The organism is Bradyrhizobium sp. USDA 223 (assembly GCF_044909005.1).
Lineage (GTDB): Bacteria > Pseudomonadota > Alphaproteobacteria > Rhizobiales > Xanthobacteraceae > Bradyrhizobium > Bradyrhizobium yuanmingense.
In genome coordinates this window covers 2791077-2809340 of the sequence record NZ_JBIYDR010000001.1, presented here as the reverse complement: position 1 = coordinate 2809340, position 18264 = coordinate 2791077, and the positions used below count along the sequence as shown (strand labels likewise).

Genomic DNA, 18264 nt, shown 5'->3' with positions numbered 1-18264 from the left:
GACCTCATCAAATCAAAACCGCCCGGTTGGGCCGGGCGGTTTCAATTCTATTTGTCCCTTTACTCGCCGCCGCCGAAACGGCGTGACCACCAGCCGGCACGACGTGGGGCGGCCGGGGTTTCGCTTGCCGCCTCCGGCGCGGGCTCAGGTGCCGGCGCGGGTGCAGCAACCGGCTCGGTCGCCTCCGCCGCCGGCGTTGCGGGCTCCGCCTGGCTGTTCGCCAGGAAGCTCACCTTTTCGCGCACGGTGGAGCGGCGCCGCGCGGCCCTGTCGCCGGCTGGCTCTTCGTCCGGCGTTGCGGTCGTCGCGGCGGGAGCGGGCTCCGGCTGGGCCGGCGCCTCGGTCCGGATCTCGGCGTGCGGCTCAGGCTCGGCAACTTGCGGCTCGCCGGTCGGCTCGGCCTGCGCGATCGAGGGCGAAGCCTGGCTGCCGAGGCCGTCGAAATCGGCCACTGCATCGGCAGCTTCCGGCGGCGCGTTGGTGCCGAGCTCGTCGCTGATGGAGCCGGCAAGACCTTCCTCGCCGCTACCGCGACGGCGGCGACCGCCGCGGCGACCACGCCGGCGCCGGCGATCACCGCTGCCCTGCTGTTCGCCACGGGCGGCCTGTTCCTCGCCTTCCTCACCGTCCTGCTCGGCCTCGGTCTCCTCCTCGCTTTCGCCGGCGATCATCGCGGGCTCAGGCACGGTCGGCGCCGTATCCTCGCGCAACTCTCCTTCGCGCGGGCCGCCGCGGCCGCGCCGGCGGCGCCGGCGCTTGCGGCGCTGGCCGTCCTGCTCCGAGGCTGCCTCGCCGCCGCCCTGCTCGTCGGCAAGGCCTTCGGTCTCGTCGGTTTCGATCTCGGATTCCGTCTCCAGGTCGAAGACGTCCTCGTCGTCATAGGCCTCTTCGGCCGGTGGCGGCGGGCTCGCAGCGGCTTGCGCAACGAGCAGCGCCTTGGCGGCTTCGAGCGTATGCACCTGCTCGCCGCGGTCGATCACATAGGCCTGCGGGCCGCTGACGCTCGCGTCGGCGATCACCGACAGCGTGACCTTGAAACCGTTCTCGAGATCGCGCAGATGGCCGCGCTTGTGGTTCAGCACATAGAGCGCGACGTCGGTGCGGGTGCGGACCACGAGATTGTGGGTGGCGCCCTTCATCAGGATCTCTTCGAGGCCGCGCAGGAGCTGCAGCGCCACCGAGGACACCGAGCGGACGTGGCCGGTGCCGCCGCAATGCGGGCACGGATCGGTCGAGGATTCCAGCACGCTGGCGCGGATGCGCTGGCGCGACATCTCGAGCAGCCCGAAATGCGAGATGCGGCCGACCTGGATGCGCGCGCGATCCTGCCTGAGGCAATCGGACAGCTTGCGCTCGACCGCGCGGTTGTTGCGCTTCTCGTCCATGTCGATGAAATCGATGACGATCAGGCCGGCGAGGTCGCGTAGGCGCAGCTGGCGGGCGACCTCTTCGGCCGCTTCCATGTTGGTCTTGAGCGCGGTGTCCTCGATATGGTGCTCGCGCGTCGATCGTCCCGAGTTGACGTCGATCGAGACCAGCGCCTCGGTCTGGTTGATGACGATGTAGCCGCCGGAGCGCAGCTGCACGGTCGGCGAGAACATCGCATCGAGCTGGCTCTCGACGCCCATGCGCGAGAACAGCGGCTGGCCGTCGCGATATTGCTTCACCGCGCCGACATTGGCGGGCATCAGCATCTTCATGAAGTCGCGGGCCTCGCGGTGGCCGGCTTCGCCGGCGACCAGAATCTCGTCGATCTCCTTGTTGTAGAGGTCGCGCAGCGAGCGCTTGATCAGCGAGCCTTCCTCGTAGACGAGGGTCGGGGCCTGCGATTTCAGCGTGAGGTCGCGCACCGTCTCCCACATCCGGATCAGATATTCGAAGTCGCGCTTGATCTCGGGCTTGGTGCGGGCGGCGCCCGCGGTGCGCAGGATGATGCCCATGCCCTCGGGCACGTCGAGGTCCTGCACCACTTCCTTCAGGCGCGAGCGATCCTGCGCGCTGGTGATCTTGCGGCTGATCCCGCCGCCGCGTGCGGTGTTCGGCATCAGGACGGCGTAGCGGCCGGCGAGCGAGAGATAGGTCGTCAGCGCCGCGCCCTTGTTGCCGCGCTCTTCCTTGACGACCTGCACCAGCATCACCTGGCGGCGCTTGATGACTTCCTGGATCTTGTACTGGCGGCGCGGGCGGAAGGTGCGCTCCGGCACTTCCTCCAGCACGTCGTCGCCGCCGACGGATTCGACGACTTCCTCTTCGGCATCCTCGCCGTCCTCGTCCTCGTCGTCCTCCTCGGCTGCTTCCCCGGCGTCCGCTTGCGGGGCTTCCGTGCTTTCGCCGGCGGCGTAGACGGCATCGGCCGGTTCGGCGGCCGATGTCTCGGCTTCCGCCAGAGGCTCCGCCTGCGCTTCCGCGGCATGAGCCTCGGGAGCGGAAGTCTCGAAGGTTGGAGCCGGCTGCGGCTCGGCAACGGTCTCGACCGCGGGCTCGGCGCCGACCGCCGCGACAGGCGCGGGCGTCTCGTCGGCGTGTTCATGATCGTGATGATCGCGTTCGTCCTCGCGGCCGTGGGCATCATCGTGAGCGTGATGGTGCTCGTCATCGCGGGCATGACGATGTTCGTCATGATCATGGTCGCCATGATCGTGGTCGCCATGATCGTGGCCCTCGTGCTCGCCGTGATGCTCGCTATCGGCGTGCAGATGCTCGCCCTCGGCATGCTCCGGCAGCGCGGCGCCGTCGACCGGCTGGGCGGCGGGATCGGCGCCGGCTTCGAGACCTTCGACGATGTCGCTGCGCACGCGCTCGCCATGACCGCGGCGGCGGGCGTTGCGGTGCCGCGAGCGGCGACGGCCGTGCGAGCGGTTCTCGCTTTCTTCCTCGGCCTCGCGATGGGCCTGTTCCTCGGCCTCGATCAGCGCCTGCCGGTCGGCGACCGGGATCTGGTAGTAGTCGGGATGGATTTCGCTGAAGGCGAGAAAGCCGTGGCGATTGCCGCCATATTCGACGAAAGCGGCCTGGAGCGAGGGTTCGACCCTTGTGACCTTGGCGAGGTAGATATTCCCGCGCAATTGCTTGCGTTGCGCGGTCTCGAAATCAAACTCTTCGACGCGATTGCCGCGGACCACGACGACCCGGGTCTCCTCCGGGTGGGTGGCATCGATCAACATCTTGTTGGGCATGTCTTAACTCTTGGCGGCGGCGGACGCGATAAGCCGTGGGCGCGTATCGCGCCGGCGGGTGACGCGACGGTCCACCTGATTCGGGGCTGAGGGGAAGGCCGAAACGCCGTCTCTCGCGCCTTGCCGAACCGGAAGCTTCAGGACCATTGCGACGCACGGGATTGTCACTCCGCAGCGTCGCGAATGCTCCTTCAGATTTCGTCGGCACAGTCTGGCGCATCAAGCGTCGGCCCGTATGAAACACTGGGCGGCGAGGCCGCCCTTCAATCAGTTGCTGCTGGCCAGGCACGGCGCGCGCGCTCGCCTTGGGGATCACGAACCGCCCCCTTGGGATCAAGGGACCGGGTAATGGGTTACGCCGCTGTCAGAACCGTCCCGGCAACATGAGTGGTAGCCCGAGACCGTCCGCCGCCGGGGCTTGACCCGCTCCACCTCGCTGCCGCGCACCGCGCTGGTCATAGAGGGAAGCGGAAAACGCTGGAATTCTCAAACCTTGAGAGTTCCGGCGCTGCACCGGGAGGCTGAATGCGACACAACCGGAAATATCGGCCGTCAGCATTCCGTACATACGAGGAATGAGCCATCCGTGCAAGGGAGCGTCGCACGGCGGTCACAGTCGCCGAGTTTCGCGTTTCCGTCATTAAGGATCGATTAACCCTGTGGTTCTATTGCGTTAAGAGAGCTGCTCGGAGGCACGGAATCGGTGGCGAGCCGCACAAATCGACGGATTTTGCTGGGGGGCGTGTTGCTGTGCACTGCGGCATTGCCCTGTGCCGATTCCGCGCGCCTGATCGCTGCGGAGAGCCGGCTGCAACCTGCTGCGGTTGCGGCGAATTTTCCGGTCGCCTCGGCCGCCCGCCTGGCCGGCGACGGCAAGCAGACCCGCTTCATCCTCGACCTCGACCAGACCGTCACCTTCCGCGCCGTCACGCTGGCCGACCCCTACCGCGTGGTGGTGGACGTGCCGCAGGTCAATTTTCAGCTGCCCGCGGGGACCGGAAGTGGGGGGCGGGGGCTGGTCAAGGCCTTCCGCTACGGGCTCGTCATGCCCGGCGGCTCGCGAATCGTGTTCGACCTGTCCGGACCGGCGAAGATCGCCAAATCCTACGTGCTGGAGGCGGCCAACGGCCAACCGGCCCGGCTCGTGCTCGAGCTGGAGGAGGTCGACCGCACCGCCTTCGTGTCGTCACGTGGCCCCGAAAACCGTCCCGAGCTGCGGCCCGCGATCGCTGAAGCGCCGCCTGCCACGGTTCCCAGCGCCGCGGCCCCGGATGGCGCGCAGCAGAAGGGTGATACTCGACCGGTGGTGGTGATCGATCCCGGCCACGGCGGCATCGACAACGGGACGCAGTCGAGCGGCGAGAGCGAGAAAAACCTGGTGCTGGCCTTTGGCCTGGCGCTCCGCGACAAGCTGGAAAAAGCCGGCAAGTACCGCGTGGTCATGACGCGGGACGACGACACCTTCGTTCCGCTCAATGACCGCACCAAGATCGCCCGCAATCTCAAGGCGGCCTTGTTCGTCTCGATCCACGCCGATGCGCTGCCGCGGGCGGAAGGGGATGCGCAGGGCGCGACCATCTATACGCTCTCCGACAAGGCCTCCGACGCCGAGGCCCAGCGGCTGGCGGATGCGGAGAACCGCGCCGATGCGATCGCCGGCTTCAACCTCGCGGAAGAGCCGACCGACGTCGCCGACATCCTGATCGACCTCACACAGCGGGAAACCCGCACCTTTTCAAACCGTTTTGCTCGCCATTTGATGAGCGAAATGAAGCAGACCGTGCGGATGCACAAGCATCCTCTGAAATCCGCCGGCTTCCGGGTCCTGAAGGCGCCCGACGTGCCATCGGTGCTGGTCGAGATCGGCTACGTCTCCAACAAGGCAGATCTCGAGCACCTGGTCTCCGAGGGCTGGCGGTCCCGCGCCGTGGGCTCGATGGCCCAGGCGATCGACGGATTTTTGACCAAGCGGATGGCCACGGCCGGGACGTCGAACTGAGCCGGTTTGTTCGTCCCGGCCCAAAGGCCCTAGTTTGGCCACAGCGGACGCTTTATAGAAACCGGTAGAGGGTTCCGGAATCGGCGAGAACCTGTTCGGCAAGCGTCTTAAGTCCGGCCTCGATGTGATTGCGTAAGCCGGTGAATTCGCGACGTGAGATTGGTGCCGTTTTGTGTGCCAAAGGGCTGATACTGGGCTGATCCAGAGTTTGAACGGATAAACAGATAATGCGCTTGCTGGTGCGGTTCATGGGCTTCCTGTTCGCCGCGGGAACAGTGGTGTTCCTTGTTGGCGTCGGGGCCGTGGCAGGCCTGATCTGGCATTTCTCCAAAGACTTGCCGGACTACTCTCAGCTTCAGGATTACGAGCCGCCGGTGATGACGCGTGTGCACGCGGTCGACGGTTCGCTGGTCGGCGAATACGCCAAGGAGCGGCGGCTGTATCTGCCGATCCAGGCGGTGCCGAAGCTCGTGATCAACGCCTTCCTCGCGGCCGAGGACAAGAATTTCTACGAGCATGGCGGCATCGACTACACCGGCATGGCGCGCGCGGGCCTGCTCTATCTGCAGAACTACGGCTCCAACCGCCGGCCGCAGGGTGCGTCCACGATCACCCAGCAGGTCGCCAAGAACTTCCTGCTCACCAACGAGGTCTCATTCTCGCGCAAGATCAAGGAAGCCTTGCTGGCGATGCGCATCGAGAAGACCTATTCGAAGGACAAGATCCTCGAACTGTATCTCAACGAGATCTATCTCGGCCTCGGCGCCTACGGCATCGCGGCGGCCTCGCTGGTCTATTTCGACAAGTCGGTGAACGAGCTGACAGTGGCGGAAGCGTCCTATCTGGCGGCGCTGCCGAAGATGCCGGCGACGCTGCATCCGGTCCGCAACCGCGACCGCGCCATCGAGCGCCGCAATTACGTGATCGACCGTCTCCTGGAAAACGGCTGGATCAAGCAGGCCGACGCCGACAAGTCGCGCAAGGAGCCGCTCGCCGTCACCAGCCGTTCCAACGGCGCCCACACCTTTGCCGGCGAATATTTCGCCGAGGAAGTCCGCCGCGACATTTTCGAGCGCTACGGCGAGAAGAAGCTCTACGAGGGCGGCCTGTCGGTTCGCACCACGCTCGATCCGAAGATCCAGGTCATGGCGCGCAAGGCCATGGTCGCCGGCCTCGTGAACTACGACGAGCAGCAGGGTTATCGCGGCGCCATCAGCAAGCTCGACATTTCGGGCGACTGGGGCGTGAAGCTCGCCGAGATCAAGTCGCTGTCCGACATCTCGCCTTGGCGCATGGCGGTGGTGCTGGAGACCAGCGATCAGTCGGCACGGATCGGCTTTCAGCCTGGCCGCGAGCTCGGCGGCGCGGTGAGCAAGCAGCGCGAGACCGGCATCATCACGGTCGACGGCGTGCGCTGGGCGCGGGCGCTGCAGGGCGGCACGAGAGGCAAGACGCCGACAGCGGTGTCGCAGGTGCTCCAGCCCGGCGACGTCATCTATGCCGATCCCCTCTACAAGGACGGCCACCCCGTCGAGGGCCAGTACCGGCTTCGCCAGATTCCGGAAGTCTCCGGCGCGATGGTGGCGATGGATCCCTGGACCGGCCGCGTGCTCGCGATGGTCGGCGGTTTCTCGTTCGACCAGAGCCAGTTCAATCGCGCCACGCAGGCCTACCGGCAGCCCGGTTCGTCGTTCAAGCCGATCGTCTATTCGGCCGCGCTCGACAACGGCTACACGCCCTCGACCGTCGTGCTCGACGCGCCGATCGAGATCGACCAGGGGCAGGGCGCCGGCGTGTGGCGGCCTGAAAACTTCTCCTCCGGCAAGTTCCAGGGACCGGTGACGCTGCGCAATGCGCTGCGGCAGTCGCTCAACACCGTGACGGTGCGGCTCGCGCAGGACATCGGCATGCCCTTGATCGGCGAATATTCCCGCCGCTTCGGGGTCTATGACGAACTGCCGAACTATCTTTCCTACGCGCTCGGCGCCGGCGAGACGACGGCGATGCGCATGGTCACGGCGTACTCGATGCTCGCCAATGGCGGCCGCCGCGTGAAGCCGACGCTGATCGACCGTATCCAGGACCGTTACGGCCGCACCATCTTCAAGCACGACCAGCGCGAATGCCGCGGCTGCGACGCGCCGGGCGGCTGGAAGAACCAGCCCGAGCCGCAGCTGATCGATCGCCGCGAGCAGGTGCTGGATTCCATGACCGCCTATCAGATCACGGAGCTGATGGAGGGTGTGGTGCAGTCCGGTACGGCCACGGTGATCAAGGAGGTCGGCAAGCCCGTCGCCGGCAAGACTGGCACCACCAACGAGGCGAAGGATGCCTGGTTCGTCGGCTTCTCGCCGGACATCGCAGTCGCAGTCTACATGGGCTACGACAAGCCGCGCCCGCTCGGCAAGGGCAATGCCGCGACCGGCGGCCATCTCGCCGCTCCGATCGTGCGCGACTTCCTCAAGCTCGCGCTCGCCGACAAGCCTGCGGTCCCGTTCAAGGTGCCCGCCGGCATCAAGCTCGTCCGCGTCGTCGCCAAGACCGGCATGCGCGCCGGCCCCGGCGAGACCGGCGGAACCATCCTCGAAGCCTTCAAGCCCGGCACGGCGCCGCCGGACAATTATTCGGTCATCGGCGTTGCCGACGCCGACGGACGCGGCATGCCGGTGCAGCAGCAGCAGCCGGATTCCGGCTTCCTCTTCCGGCCGGGCACTGGCGGGTTGTGGTAGGCCGCGGATAAGACCGACGATCACGGTTCGGGCAGTTGCGCTTTGCGGCTGCCGCCGCTACATCCCCTCTCGAACTGCACGCGGGATTCCGCAAGACAGAGAACAACATGCGCGCCGAAATCGAACGGTTGGTAGAAGAGATCAAGCAGTCGGTCGGGCTGCTGAGGAGGCATCTTTGACGTCGAGAAATCGACGGCGCGCCTCGCTGAGCTGAACAAGCTCGCAGAAGATCCCAACCTCTGGAACGATCCCCAGAAAGCTCAGAAGCTGATGCAGGAGCGCACCTCGCTGGAGGATGCGCTCAGCGGAATCGGCAAGGTCGAGCAGGAGCTCGAAGACGACATCGGCATGATCGAGCTCGGCGAGGCCGAGGGCGATGACGGCGTCGTCGCCGAAGCCGAAGCTGCGCTGAAGAACCTCAAGAAGGAAGTGGCGCGGCGCGAGCTCGAGGCGCTGCTGTCGGGCGAGGCCGACCGCTTCGATTCCTATCTCGAAGTCCATGCCGGCGCCGGCGGCACCGAGAGCCAGGACTGGGCGCAGATGCTCCTGCGCATGTACACGCGCTGGGCCGAAACCCACGGCTTCAAGGTCGAGTACCTCGAAGAGTCCGAGGGCGAAGAGGCCGGCATCAAGTCGGCGACCATCCAGGTCTCCGGCCACAACGCCTATGGCTGGCTCAAGACCGAAGCCGGCGTGCATCGCCTGGTGCGCATCTCGCCGTTCGATTCCAACGCGCGGCGGCACACCTCGTTCTCGAGCGTGCAGGTGTTCCCCGTCATCGACGACAGCATCAAGATCGACATCAAGGAATCCGACGTCCGCGTCGACACGATGCGTTCGGGCGGTGCCGGCGGCCAGCACGTCAACAAGACCGAATCCGCGGTGCGCCTGACGCATATCCCGACCGGCGTTGCCGTGGTCTGCCAGGCCGGCCGCTCCCAGCACAAGAACCGGGCGCAGGCCTGGGACATGCTGCGCGCGCGCCTGTACGAGATCGAGCTCAAGAAGCGCGAGGAGAAGGCCGCCGCCGACCAGGCCGCCAAGACCGACATCGGCTGGGGCCACCAGATCCGCTCCTACGTGCTGCAGCCCTACCAGATGGTGAAAGATCTGCGCACGGGCGTGCAGACCTCCGACACGTCGGGTGTACTCAATGGCGAGCTCGACGAGTTCATGGCCGCGACGCTGGCGCAGCGTGCCTTCGGCACCACGACCGGCGACATCGAGGACGTAGACTAGCCGTGCCGCGTGTCGCCTTCATCGGGCTCGGGCGGATGGGCCATGGCATGGCCGGCCGCTATCTCGATGCCGGCTTCACGGTGACGGTGTGGAATCGCAGCAAGACAAAGGCAGCGGACCTGATCGCGCGCGGCGCGATTTGGGCGACCTCGCCGGAGGACGCCGCGATCGATGCCGACGCGGTCGTGACCATGGTCGCCGACGACGAGGCCTCGCGCGCGGTTTGGCTGGCGCCGCAAGGAGCGGCCAAGACGGCGAAGGCCGGCACCATCGCGATTGAATGCTCCACCGTCTCCTATGACCATGCCCGTGAGATGGGCCGCGAGTTCAACGCGCGCGGGCTGATCTACATCGATTGCCCCGTGACGGGATTGCCGGACGCGGCGGCGGCCGGGAAGTTGACGCTCTTGGTTGGCGCCGACGCGGCCGATCTCGAGCGCGCGCGGCCCTATCTGACGCCGATCGGCGCGACCATCCGCCATTTCGGCGCGGTCGGCTCCGGCACGGTCTACAAGCTCATCAACAATCTCATGGGCGCGATCCAGATCGCCGGCCTCGCCGAGGGTCTTGCGATTGCCGAGCAGGCCGGGCTCGACATGAACCTGGTGCTGGAATCGATCCAGGCAGGCGTCGCGGCAAGCCCGCAGGTCGCGCGTCACTCCAAGCGCATGGTCGCCCGGGATTTTTCCGGAGCGACCTTCACTGCAGCGCTGCGGCACAAGGATGCCGCCTATGCCGTGAAGCTCGCCGAGAGCCTGCTCGCGGGCAAGCCGCTAGTCGCGCGCGCCGCAGTCGAGGCCTACGCGCAGGCGAAAGCGGCGATGCCGGATGAGGACGAAGGCAGGATGATCGAGCTGGTGTCGCGGCCAAAGACGCCTGCCTCATAATTTCGGCCTAGCAACGCAAGGCGGCGGACTCCGGCCTTGCAGGTGTTCGGCTTCTGACCCGGGCTCGTTCGTCGCGATAGTGACATAACGCCGTTGTTTATCGTGCCTGCGCTTTTTAGGAGCGAGGAGGAGCCGATCGATGAAAGCTGAAGACGCCGCGGATATGATGGATCAGGAGCAGGTGAACGACCGCTTCAAGCAGCGCGCGGCGGTCGGCATCGCCATTCTGGCGATGCTGCTCGCCATCACCGCGCTTGGCGGAGCCAACGCCGGCAAGGAGGCGACCAACAACAACATCTATGCCGCGAACCACTATGCCTTCTACCAGGCCAAGACCATTCGCCAGACCGACTATAACCTCGCGGCCGACGCGATCGAACTGGCGTTCCTGCAGGACGAAAGCCTCAATGCCGAGGCCAGGACGGCCCTGAAGGCAAAAGCGGAGGCCTATCGCAAGACGGCAGCACGCTACGAGTCCGAGCCCGAGACGCAGGAGGGCAAGAAAGAACTGATGGCGCAGGCCAAGGACTACGAGGGCAAGCGCGACCATGCACTGAAGCAGGATCCCTACTTCGACTATGCCGAAGCTCTCCTGCAGATCGCCATCGTGCTGATCTCGGTCTCGATTGTCGCGACGCTGCCGTGGCTTGCGATCGTCGGCGGCATTGTCGGTGCTGCGGGTGGCCTGCTGATGGTCAACGGCTTCACACTGGCGGTCCAGATACCGTTTCTGGCCGCGTAGAGGTCCGCACGCGGTTGCGGTGCAAGTGCTGCTGGCGCGCTGGATATTCGTGAGGAGCCTACGCGCACGCGGTGATGCCTGATGAGGATGAAGGCAGATGATCGAGCTGGTGTCGCGGCCGAAGAAGCCTGGCTAGGGCGTGTCCTCATACTTCAGATTAGCAACGCAGAGCGGAAGTCTCCGCCTTCAGGTGTTCGGCGGCTTGTGGATCCAAAACGGACGTTCCCATGGATCGGCGCGTACGCTTCGCTAGGCTTTGGCTTTTGGACGTTCGGCGCGCGCCCAGACCTTGAGCTCGAGCGCGTCGGACACCGCCTTGATCAGGAGCGCGCGGCCCTCGCGCACCGCTTGCGAGTGAGTTCGGTCCAAATTCTCGCAGAGTGCCCAGGTTACGAATTGCCCCTTAATCGGTCCCCAACTGATTGCATCCCCCAAGCCATGCTCAAAGACCGAAGAGGCTGGCACGACGGCATATCCGACTCCGCGGCGTGCAAGGTCGAGGCAAAGGCTCAGCGTGTCGGTCTCGACGGCCAATCGAAACTGCATACCTTTGCGTTCCAGGGCGTGCTCGATCTGGATCCGCGCCACATTCGGACGTCCCGGAAGCACCAGCCGCAAGCCGTCAAGCCTAGAAAGTGCGACCGGTTTTTCGGGGTGTAGTGCATCCTCTCTTCGACCGACCAGCACCATCGGTTCGCGCACCACCGGCGTCTTGCGGTAGCTGGCGGTAGGCGAGGAGTCGTACGGCACAATGGCAATGTCGAGCAGGCGCGCGGACATGTACTCGCGCAAGATATTGCTGACACCCTCGTAGACACGGAGCGTGATACCGGGGTGCCGCTCCGCAAGCTTCTCCACGAAGGGGGATGTCACCACCTGTTGCCATGCGGGCGGCGTGCCGATGGCAAGTTGGCCCGAGGCCTTTTCGCCGACCTGCTCTCTGAGGAGAGTAAGCTGGCGCAACAGAGGACGGGCGCGATCAGAGAGCATCTTGCCAGCCTCCGTGAGGTCGACGCCGCCCGGAGTGCGGATGAACAGCTTGTTGCCCATCTGGTGTTCGAGGAGCGCAATGTGCCGCGACAACGCCGGCTGCGACAGATGCACGCTCGCAGCTGCCTTGTTGATGCTGCCGAGTTCAGCCACGCGCAGGAACAATTCCAGCAGGCGTACTTCAACAGTCATCACGACCTCGAGGGTTATACAGCCAGTGAATAACAGTCATAGTCAATTGGCATTATAAGGATAACTCATACTGCTCCTAGAGTCCTGACGTCACGTGCCAACGAAGGGCGGCATTTGAGGAAACTGAAAATCGGCCGTTCGAGCCGAACTTCAGCAAGGGGAGGCGCTAATGCTTACGCGCGCAGGAGCGATTTCAACGGCACTGATGCTCGCAATTGCCATGACGGTGCCGGGCAGGGCGAAGGCGCAGGAATTTCCGTCGCGACCGCTATCCATCCTGGTGATCTATCCTGCCGGTGGTCCCGCCGATCTGATGGCTCGTGCGCTGGCGGAAGTATTGCGAGAGCGCCTCGGCCAGCCAGTAATCGTCGAAAACAAAGCCGGGTGCCGGCGGTCAGATCGCGGGCACCGCCCTGATCCGCGCGCCGGCGGACGGACACACGCTTCTCATCGGTGACACCGCTTCGCTCGGAATCAACAAGGCCGTCTATGCGAATTTCAGCTACGACCCGCTGACAGATCTGGAGCCGGTTGCTCCACTGATGTTGATGCCGATGCTGCTTTATGTGCCAAAATCCAGCCCGTTCAATTCAACCGCCGATCTTGTTGCCGCAGCAAAGTCCAAGGCGCTGAATTATGCTTCGCAAGGCAACGGCAGCCTAGGCCACCTGCTCGGGGAAATGCTCAAGGCGGACGCGGCCATCCAGCTGGTTCATGTCCCCTACAGAGGTTCAGCGCCGGCGATGCAAGACCTGATAGGTTCGCAAGTTGACCTGCTGTTCGACGGTTTGGGACCCGGGCTGCCTAACGTCAGTGCGAACAATATCAAGGCGCTCTTCGTTGCGGGGCCTCAGCGCTTGCCGCAATTACCGAACGTACCCACTGCAGACGAGGTCAGGCTGCCCAATGTCGTGATGTCTTTGTGGCTCGGGGTTGTGGTACGGGCGGGTACACCCGAGCCAGTTGTCCAGCGGCTCAGCGAAGAGGTCGGCTATGCGATGCGGCAGCCGCAGGTCACCAAGCGATTTCTCGATCTCGGCTTTCAGATTCTCAACATGACGCGCGCGGAATTCCGCGAATTCGTCAAGAACGAAGCCGGCAAGTCAACCGCGTTGGTGAAAGCCCGCGGCATCTCCGCCGAGTAAGTCCATGACCCTTAATCTTGCCACCCGCACTGTCACCAGGGCGCGAGAACGAATGACCCTGGACGCGGAAGTCTGCGTCGTTGGAGGCGGTGCCGCAGGAATCATGGCGGCCCTGACGGCAGCCAGCCTAGGCCGCAAGACCGTCCTGCTCGACGCCATGCCGACGATCGGCGGCCAGCTTGTCGGGACGTTGCTCGGCACGATATGCGGCCTCTATTCCAACGGCCCGCGGCCATACCGCGTTACGTTCGGCGCGGTCGACGATATGCTGAACGAACTGCATCGCGCCGGCGCAATCCACGCCCGCCGTGCGCTGGACACGATCGTTCTACAGTACGACGAGATGCTATGCGGTCGCTGGAGCGAACGGGCACTCTCGCGTGCAAATGTGAACCTGGTGCTGGGTGCCGTCCTGCGCTCGGCCCGTGTTGAAAGTCGTCGCGTTGTCGAGCTTGATGTGTCGACGCGATGGGGCGATTTGGCCGTCCGCGCGGATGGATTTGTCGACGCCTCGGGCGATGCTGCCGTTGCATGGCACGCCGGATTACCTGTGCGCGAACCCCATCAACCCCAATGGGGCACGCAGATGATCTTGCTAGAGGGCTTCGCGGAAGATGCGATCCCCAATTTCGACGGATTCCATGTCGCAGAGGTTCTGAAGAACAAGAAGGCCGAATACGGTCTGAGCCGCGAGGATGGATTCATCTTCGCATTTCCCGGCCGCGGCGTGGCGACCGTCAACATGACGCACATGCCCAATCCGACCGAGCCAATCGCGGCCACGCGCGCTACGCTCGAGGGCAGGGACCAAGCCGACAAGGTGCTGGAATTTTTGCGGCGGGAGTTTCCGAGGTCGATGGGCCAGGTCCGTATCCGGGCCTACGGTTTGCCCGGAATCAGGCAAACCCGCTGGTTCGTCGGCGCGCACCAACTCACCATCGATGAAGTCCGGACCGGCCATCGCCCCGCCGATGCCGTAGCGCGCTGCTCATGGCCGGTCGAGGCGCATGACAGCGCCGAGACAGTGCATTGGGAAACTTTCGAGGATCGCAACCACATGCACTATGTGCCGTTGGGCAGCCTCGTGCATCGGGATAGCGACAACTTGATCGCGGCAGGCCGATGTATAGATGGCGACGTCGCGGCTCTGGCCTCGGTCCGTGTCATGGGACCCTGCTTTGCGATGGGGCAGGCAGCTGCCCACGCTCTGGATATTTCCGGCGGCAAGTCCCTACACGACGTCGATTCGAGCCGGCTCGCAAATCGCCTGCGCGACAATCTCGACGGCGCGAAGATCGATCGGTGGTGCGATGGTGTCTGACCCTGGCATGCGCTTCGCTCCACCCGCGGAGGTTACGAAACATACCCTTGTTGATGCTGCGTCATACGACGTCGACATCTACAGCGATGAGGTGATCGCCGAGCCCTACGGCCATTATCAGGCCATTCGCGATGCAGGCCCGGCGGTATGGCTGCCCAGGAACGGACTGTGGGCGGTCGGCCGCTTTGCCGATGTACGCTCGGTGTTGATGAATCACACGAAGTTCTCCTCAGCCCGCGGGGTCGCCGCCAATGAATTGATCAATTCTTCTTCGATCGGCAACACGATCACCAGTGATCCACCCGAACACACCAAAATGCGACGAATCATACGCGCGCCGTTGACGGCGCCAGCGCTAAAGGATGTTGCCCCGCGGATCGAGGCCGAAGCCGATGCGCTGGTCGCGCGTCTGGTGAAGCGGGGGAGTTTCGATGCGATAGAAGATTGTGCTCGACATTTACCGGTGTCGATCGTGTCCGATCTGGTGGGGCTGCCCGAGGATGGACGTGCGAACATGCTGCGCTGGGCGGCTGCGACGTTCGATGCGCTTGGTGCCATGAATTCGCGCGGCACGGCGGCCTTGCCGCAGATACAGGAGCTTCACGCTTATTGTCGCGATCCTTCCACCATCGCCCGTCTCAGACCCGACGGCTGGGCGGCCGCGATCTGGAAGGCTGCAAAAGGCGGAGAAATTTCGATGGAGAAATGCCCGGCGATGATGCGTGATTATATCAGCCCGAGCCTGGACACCACGATCTTCGCCACGGGCAGCCTGATCTGGTTCTTCGGCGAGAATCCCGACCAGTGGGACTTGGTGCGACGGGATCCGTCGCTGATCTCCGCAGCCATCAACGAAGCCGTAAGGCTGGAGTCTCCGATTCGGGGCTTCACCCGGGTCGTGGCGGAAGACACGGTTTTGGACGGAGTGAAACTCTCCGCCGGATCGCGAGTCCTCGTGCTTTACGCGTCAGCAAATCGCGACGAGCGTAAGTGGGAAGAACCAGAGAAATTCAACGTGAGACGGGATGTCCGTGATCACCTCGGTTTCGGAATCGGAGCGCATGTTTGCGCCGGGATGCATCTAGCGCGCCTGGAGATCACTGCGTTGATGACGGCTTTCGCACGCCGGGTATCCCGCTTTGAACTGGGGATGCCAACCAGGGCCGTCAACAACGTGCTGCGGGGGTTCACGAGTCTGCCGGTGACGGTTCGATAAGGCGAGGCGAGCAGCACGGCTCCGTTCTTGCCGCTCGATTCGCGAATGGGGTGTATGGGTTCGAGTCCTGGTCGGCCAGCATCGCGTGGGACAATTCGATCACCCAATTCATTGCCGGCATCAGCTTCGTAAAACGGCTCTGCATCGGAAATCGGGTGGCACTGTTCGCCCCGTCGCCCTAGGTCAGCGGGCTCGGCCAAGGGATGTAAGACCTCATGCCCCCAAGCGACCACAGGATCGACGCGCGCGACTGGTCGCTCCTCGCGGTGCTCTCGATCCTCTGGGGCGGCTCGTTCTTCTTCAACGGCGCGGCTCTGCGGGAATTGCCGCCGCTAACGCTGGTGTTCCTGCGTGTCGCGCTTGGCGCGGCCATTCTCGTTCTGTTGCTCCGCATGCAGGGGATCGGCTTCCCCAAGGGCGCGGCGGGCTGGGCGCCGTTCATCGCGATCGGGCTGCTCAACAACGTCATCCCGTTCTCGCTCATCGCGATCGGCCAGACTTTCATTCCGAGTGGGCTGGCCTCGATTCTGAACGCGACCACGCCGATGTTCACGGTGGTGGTGATGATTGCGGCGGGCCAGGAGGGCTTCCAGGTTCGCCGCACGGCCGGGGTGGCGCTCGGCCTTGCCGGCGTGATCCTTCTGCGCGGATGGGGTTTTGAGACGAGGCCGGGGCAGGGGCTCGGCATCCTGCTCTGCCTCGGCGGCGCACTGAGCTACGGCTTTGCGGCGCTGGCGGCGCGGCGCTTGCCGAAGGACGCAGTGCCGCTCGGGACCGCCACGTTCCAACTGATGGCATCGACCGTCATGATGGCGGTCGTCGCTGGCGTGGTGGAGCGGCCTTGGCAGCTACCGATGCCGCGCCTCACGACCTGGCTCGCCGTGCTCGGCCTCGCCGCGCTTTCGACGGCGCTCGCCTACATCGTCTTCTTTCAGATCGTGCGGCGCTCGGGTGCGAGCAACGTGATGCTGGTGACGCTGCTCATTCCCGTAACCGCCATCCTGTTGGGATGGCTGCTGCTGGATGAGCCGATCTCCGCGCGCGAGATCGCGGGCGCAATCGTCATCGGCAGCGCGCTGCTGGTGATCGACGGGCGTGCACTCGGCTCACTGCGCAGGCTCTCGGCCGCCGGTCGCTCCTCTGGCTCTCGGGAAACCCGGCGCTGCGAAACTGAAAGGGGCGGGCCTAACCCGCGCTGAGCCGTACGCCGGCGCGCAAGAACTTCTGCGGATCCACCGCTTCGCCTTCGATGCGGGTCTCATAGTGCAGGTGCGGACCGGTGGAGCGGCCGGTCGAGCCGACGAGGCCGATGACCTGGCCGATCTTCACGACTTCGCCGACCCTGACGTTGATCTCGGAGAGATGGCCGTAGCGGGTCGAAAGCCCGTTGCCGTGGTCGACCTCGACCATGCGGCCGTAGCCGCCGGACCAGCCGGCGGAAACCACCTTGCCGTAGGCGGTGACGCGGACGGGATCACCGCTGGCGGCGCGGAAATCGAGGCCGGTGTGCATCGCGGGCCGACCCAGGAAAGGATCGCTGCGCACACCGAAGCCGGACGTGAACTCGACCTCGCCGATGACGGGCTTGCGATACGGCACCAGCGCCAGCGTGCGGTTGAGACGGTCCATCTCGGCGCGCGTGGTGTGGATGCGGTGAAGCTGCTTCTCGAACGGTCCGGCATTCGCCGTCAGCTTGACGGGGACGAACGGTCCGCCCATCGCGCTGCGCGGCACCGCGGCTTCGAGATGGGCAAGGTTCAGGCCGAGATCGCTGACCACGCTGCGCATCCGGCGCATGCGCGAATCCATGCTTTCCTCGGCCGCGTTGAGCGCCGCCATCTGGCGACGCTCAACCTGATCAAGCGAGGCCGTGAGCCGTACCAGCACGTTGTCGAACCCCTGGTTCTTGGCGAACTGTCTGGTCGGCGCCGCCAATACGTTCGGCGCGCGCGATTCGAGGCGCGCTTCGCGATCCGGCGGCGCCACGAAGATCACGGTGTCGCTGATCGGCGACGGTTTTGGCGTGGTCGGGCTTGCATCGCTCCGCTGCGGGGCGGTGCGGGGAATCGAGCCGGTCACGTCGGGCATGGCGCCAAGCGCCGTGGCCCGGGACTCCAGCGCCGTCTGGCGCTTCATGATCTGGTCGAGCTTCTGGTCGAACTGTTCCTGGTCGAGCAATTGACGGCTGGTGGTGCGATCGATCTTGGCGCGCAGCTCGGCGATGCGGTCCTCATAGGCGTATTGCATCTCGGCCTGGCGGGCGATCAGCCGGGTCAGGACGTCGTCACGGAACGCGAAATAGGTGGCGGTGGCGGCCGACCACAGTCCGAGCAGCACGACGGTGCCGACCACGATCCAGAACACCACGGGCCCGAAGCGGACCTGCTTGCCGGCATGCACGATGGTGTAGGCATCGTCGGTGGCGGGCAGGGGAATCGCGGTCACCGCCGCCGGGGCACCCAGGGGGCGCCGGAAAGCCCGTCCGTGGTCGTGAGGATGATGTTGGGGGTACTGCGAGTATTGGGCAGAACTTTTCGACATCGGCACTCCCGCGCCGGTCGGATGGGTTCCTTGCGGCTCAATTGCCGCCGCAATCTGGGCCGCGCATGGTTAATTTTCCGCAAATGG

Annotated in this window: 11 protein-coding genes and 1 pseudogene; 9 read left to right on the top strand and 3 right to left on the bottom strand. The window is 64.9% G+C overall.

Annotated elements, in window-relative coordinates; all coding sequences use genetic code 11:
* Positions 1-59: 59 nt before the first annotated feature.
* Positions 60-3176: an Rne/Rng family ribonuclease gene (locus tag ABIA40_RS12905; RefSeq protein WP_404541353.1), complete on the bottom strand. Its 3117-nt coding sequence runs from the start codon at positions 3174-3176 to the stop codon at positions 60-62.
* Positions 3177-3879: 703 nt separating this feature from the next.
* Between ABIA40_RS12905 and ABIA40_RS12900 the strand changes: the two genes are divergently transcribed.
* From ABIA40_RS12900 to ABIA40_RS12880, 5 genes are all read left to right on the top strand, one after another.
* The gene (locus tag ABIA40_RS12900) at positions 3880-5175 is read left to right on the top strand and encodes an N-acetylmuramoyl-L-alanine amidase (protein WP_271546719.1); all 1296 of its coding nucleotides are present in this window, start codon (positions 3880-3882) and stop codon (positions 5173-5175) included.
* A 227-nt stretch (positions 5176-5402) separates the two neighbouring features.
* On the top strand, positions 5403-7904 hold the full coding sequence (locus tag ABIA40_RS12895; protein WP_404541351.1) for a penicillin-binding protein 1A: 2502 nt from the start codon (positions 5403-5405) through the stop codon (positions 7902-7904).
* Positions 7905-8011: 107 nt separating this feature from the next.
* Positions 8012-9143 (top strand): peptide chain release factor 2 gene (gene prfB, locus ABIA40_RS12890; protein WP_100213343.1). Its coding sequence is split into 2 segments (ribosomal slippage): positions 8012-8080 and positions 8082-9143, totalling 1131 coding nucleotides; the frame shifts between segments, so codons are not numbered across the junction.
* 2 nt (positions 9144-9145) lie between these two features.
* Positions 9146-10030 (top strand): NAD(P)-dependent oxidoreductase, encoded by an 885-nt coding sequence (locus ABIA40_RS12885; protein ID WP_404541349.1) that lies wholly within the window; start codon positions 9146-9148, stop codon positions 10028-10030.
* A gap of 139 nt (positions 10031-10169) precedes the next feature.
* Positions 10170-10772 carry a DUF4337 domain-containing protein gene (locus ABIA40_RS12880; protein WP_404541347.1) on the top strand — a complete coding sequence of 201 codons (603 nt, stop codon included), beginning with the start codon at positions 10170-10172 and terminating at the stop codon, positions 10770-10772.
* A 249-nt stretch (positions 10773-11021) separates the two neighbouring features.
* Here the strand turns inward: ABIA40_RS12880 and ABIA40_RS12875 are convergent, their stop codons facing one another.
* On the bottom strand, positions 11022-11954 hold the full coding sequence (locus ABIA40_RS12875; RefSeq protein ID WP_404541345.1) for a LysR family transcriptional regulator: 933 nt from the start codon (positions 11952-11954) through the stop codon (positions 11022-11024).
* Between the two features lie 386 nt (positions 11955-12340).
* Between ABIA40_RS12875 and ABIA40_RS12870 the strand changes: the two are divergent.
* The 4 genes and pseudogenes from ABIA40_RS12870 to ABIA40_RS12855 all read left to right on the top strand — a co-directional run.
* Positions 12341-13099: pseudogene (locus ABIA40_RS12870) on the top strand (Bug family tripartite tricarboxylate transporter substrate binding protein); the annotation flags it as partial.
* A 52-nt stretch (positions 13100-13151) separates the two neighbouring features.
* The gene (locus tag ABIA40_RS12865; RefSeq protein ID WP_404541343.1) at positions 13152-14420 is read left to right on the top strand and encodes an FAD-dependent oxidoreductase; all 1269 of its coding nucleotides are present in this window, start codon (positions 13152-13154) and stop codon (positions 14418-14420) included.
* A 7-nt stretch (positions 14421-14427) separates the two neighbouring features.
* The gene (locus ABIA40_RS12860) at positions 14428-15636 is read left to right on the top strand and encodes a cytochrome P450 (protein ID WP_404541341.1); all 1209 of its coding nucleotides are present in this window, start codon (positions 14428-14430) and stop codon (positions 15634-15636) included.
* 215 nt (positions 15637-15851) lie between these two features.
* Positions 15852-16835, top strand: a complete 984-nt coding sequence (locus ABIA40_RS12855) for a DMT family transporter (RefSeq protein ID WP_404541339.1) — start codon at positions 15852-15854, stop codon at positions 16833-16835.
* Here the strand turns inward: ABIA40_RS12855 and ABIA40_RS12850 are convergent.
* Positions 16822-18177 carry a peptidoglycan DD-metalloendopeptidase family protein gene (locus ABIA40_RS12850; protein ID WP_404541337.1) on the bottom strand — a complete coding sequence of 452 codons (1356 nt, stop codon included), beginning with the start codon at positions 18175-18177 and terminating at the stop codon, positions 16822-16824. The two genes, ABIA40_RS12855 and ABIA40_RS12850, sit on opposite strands and share 14 nt — an antisense overlap.
* Positions 18178-18264: the final 87 nt, after the last annotated feature.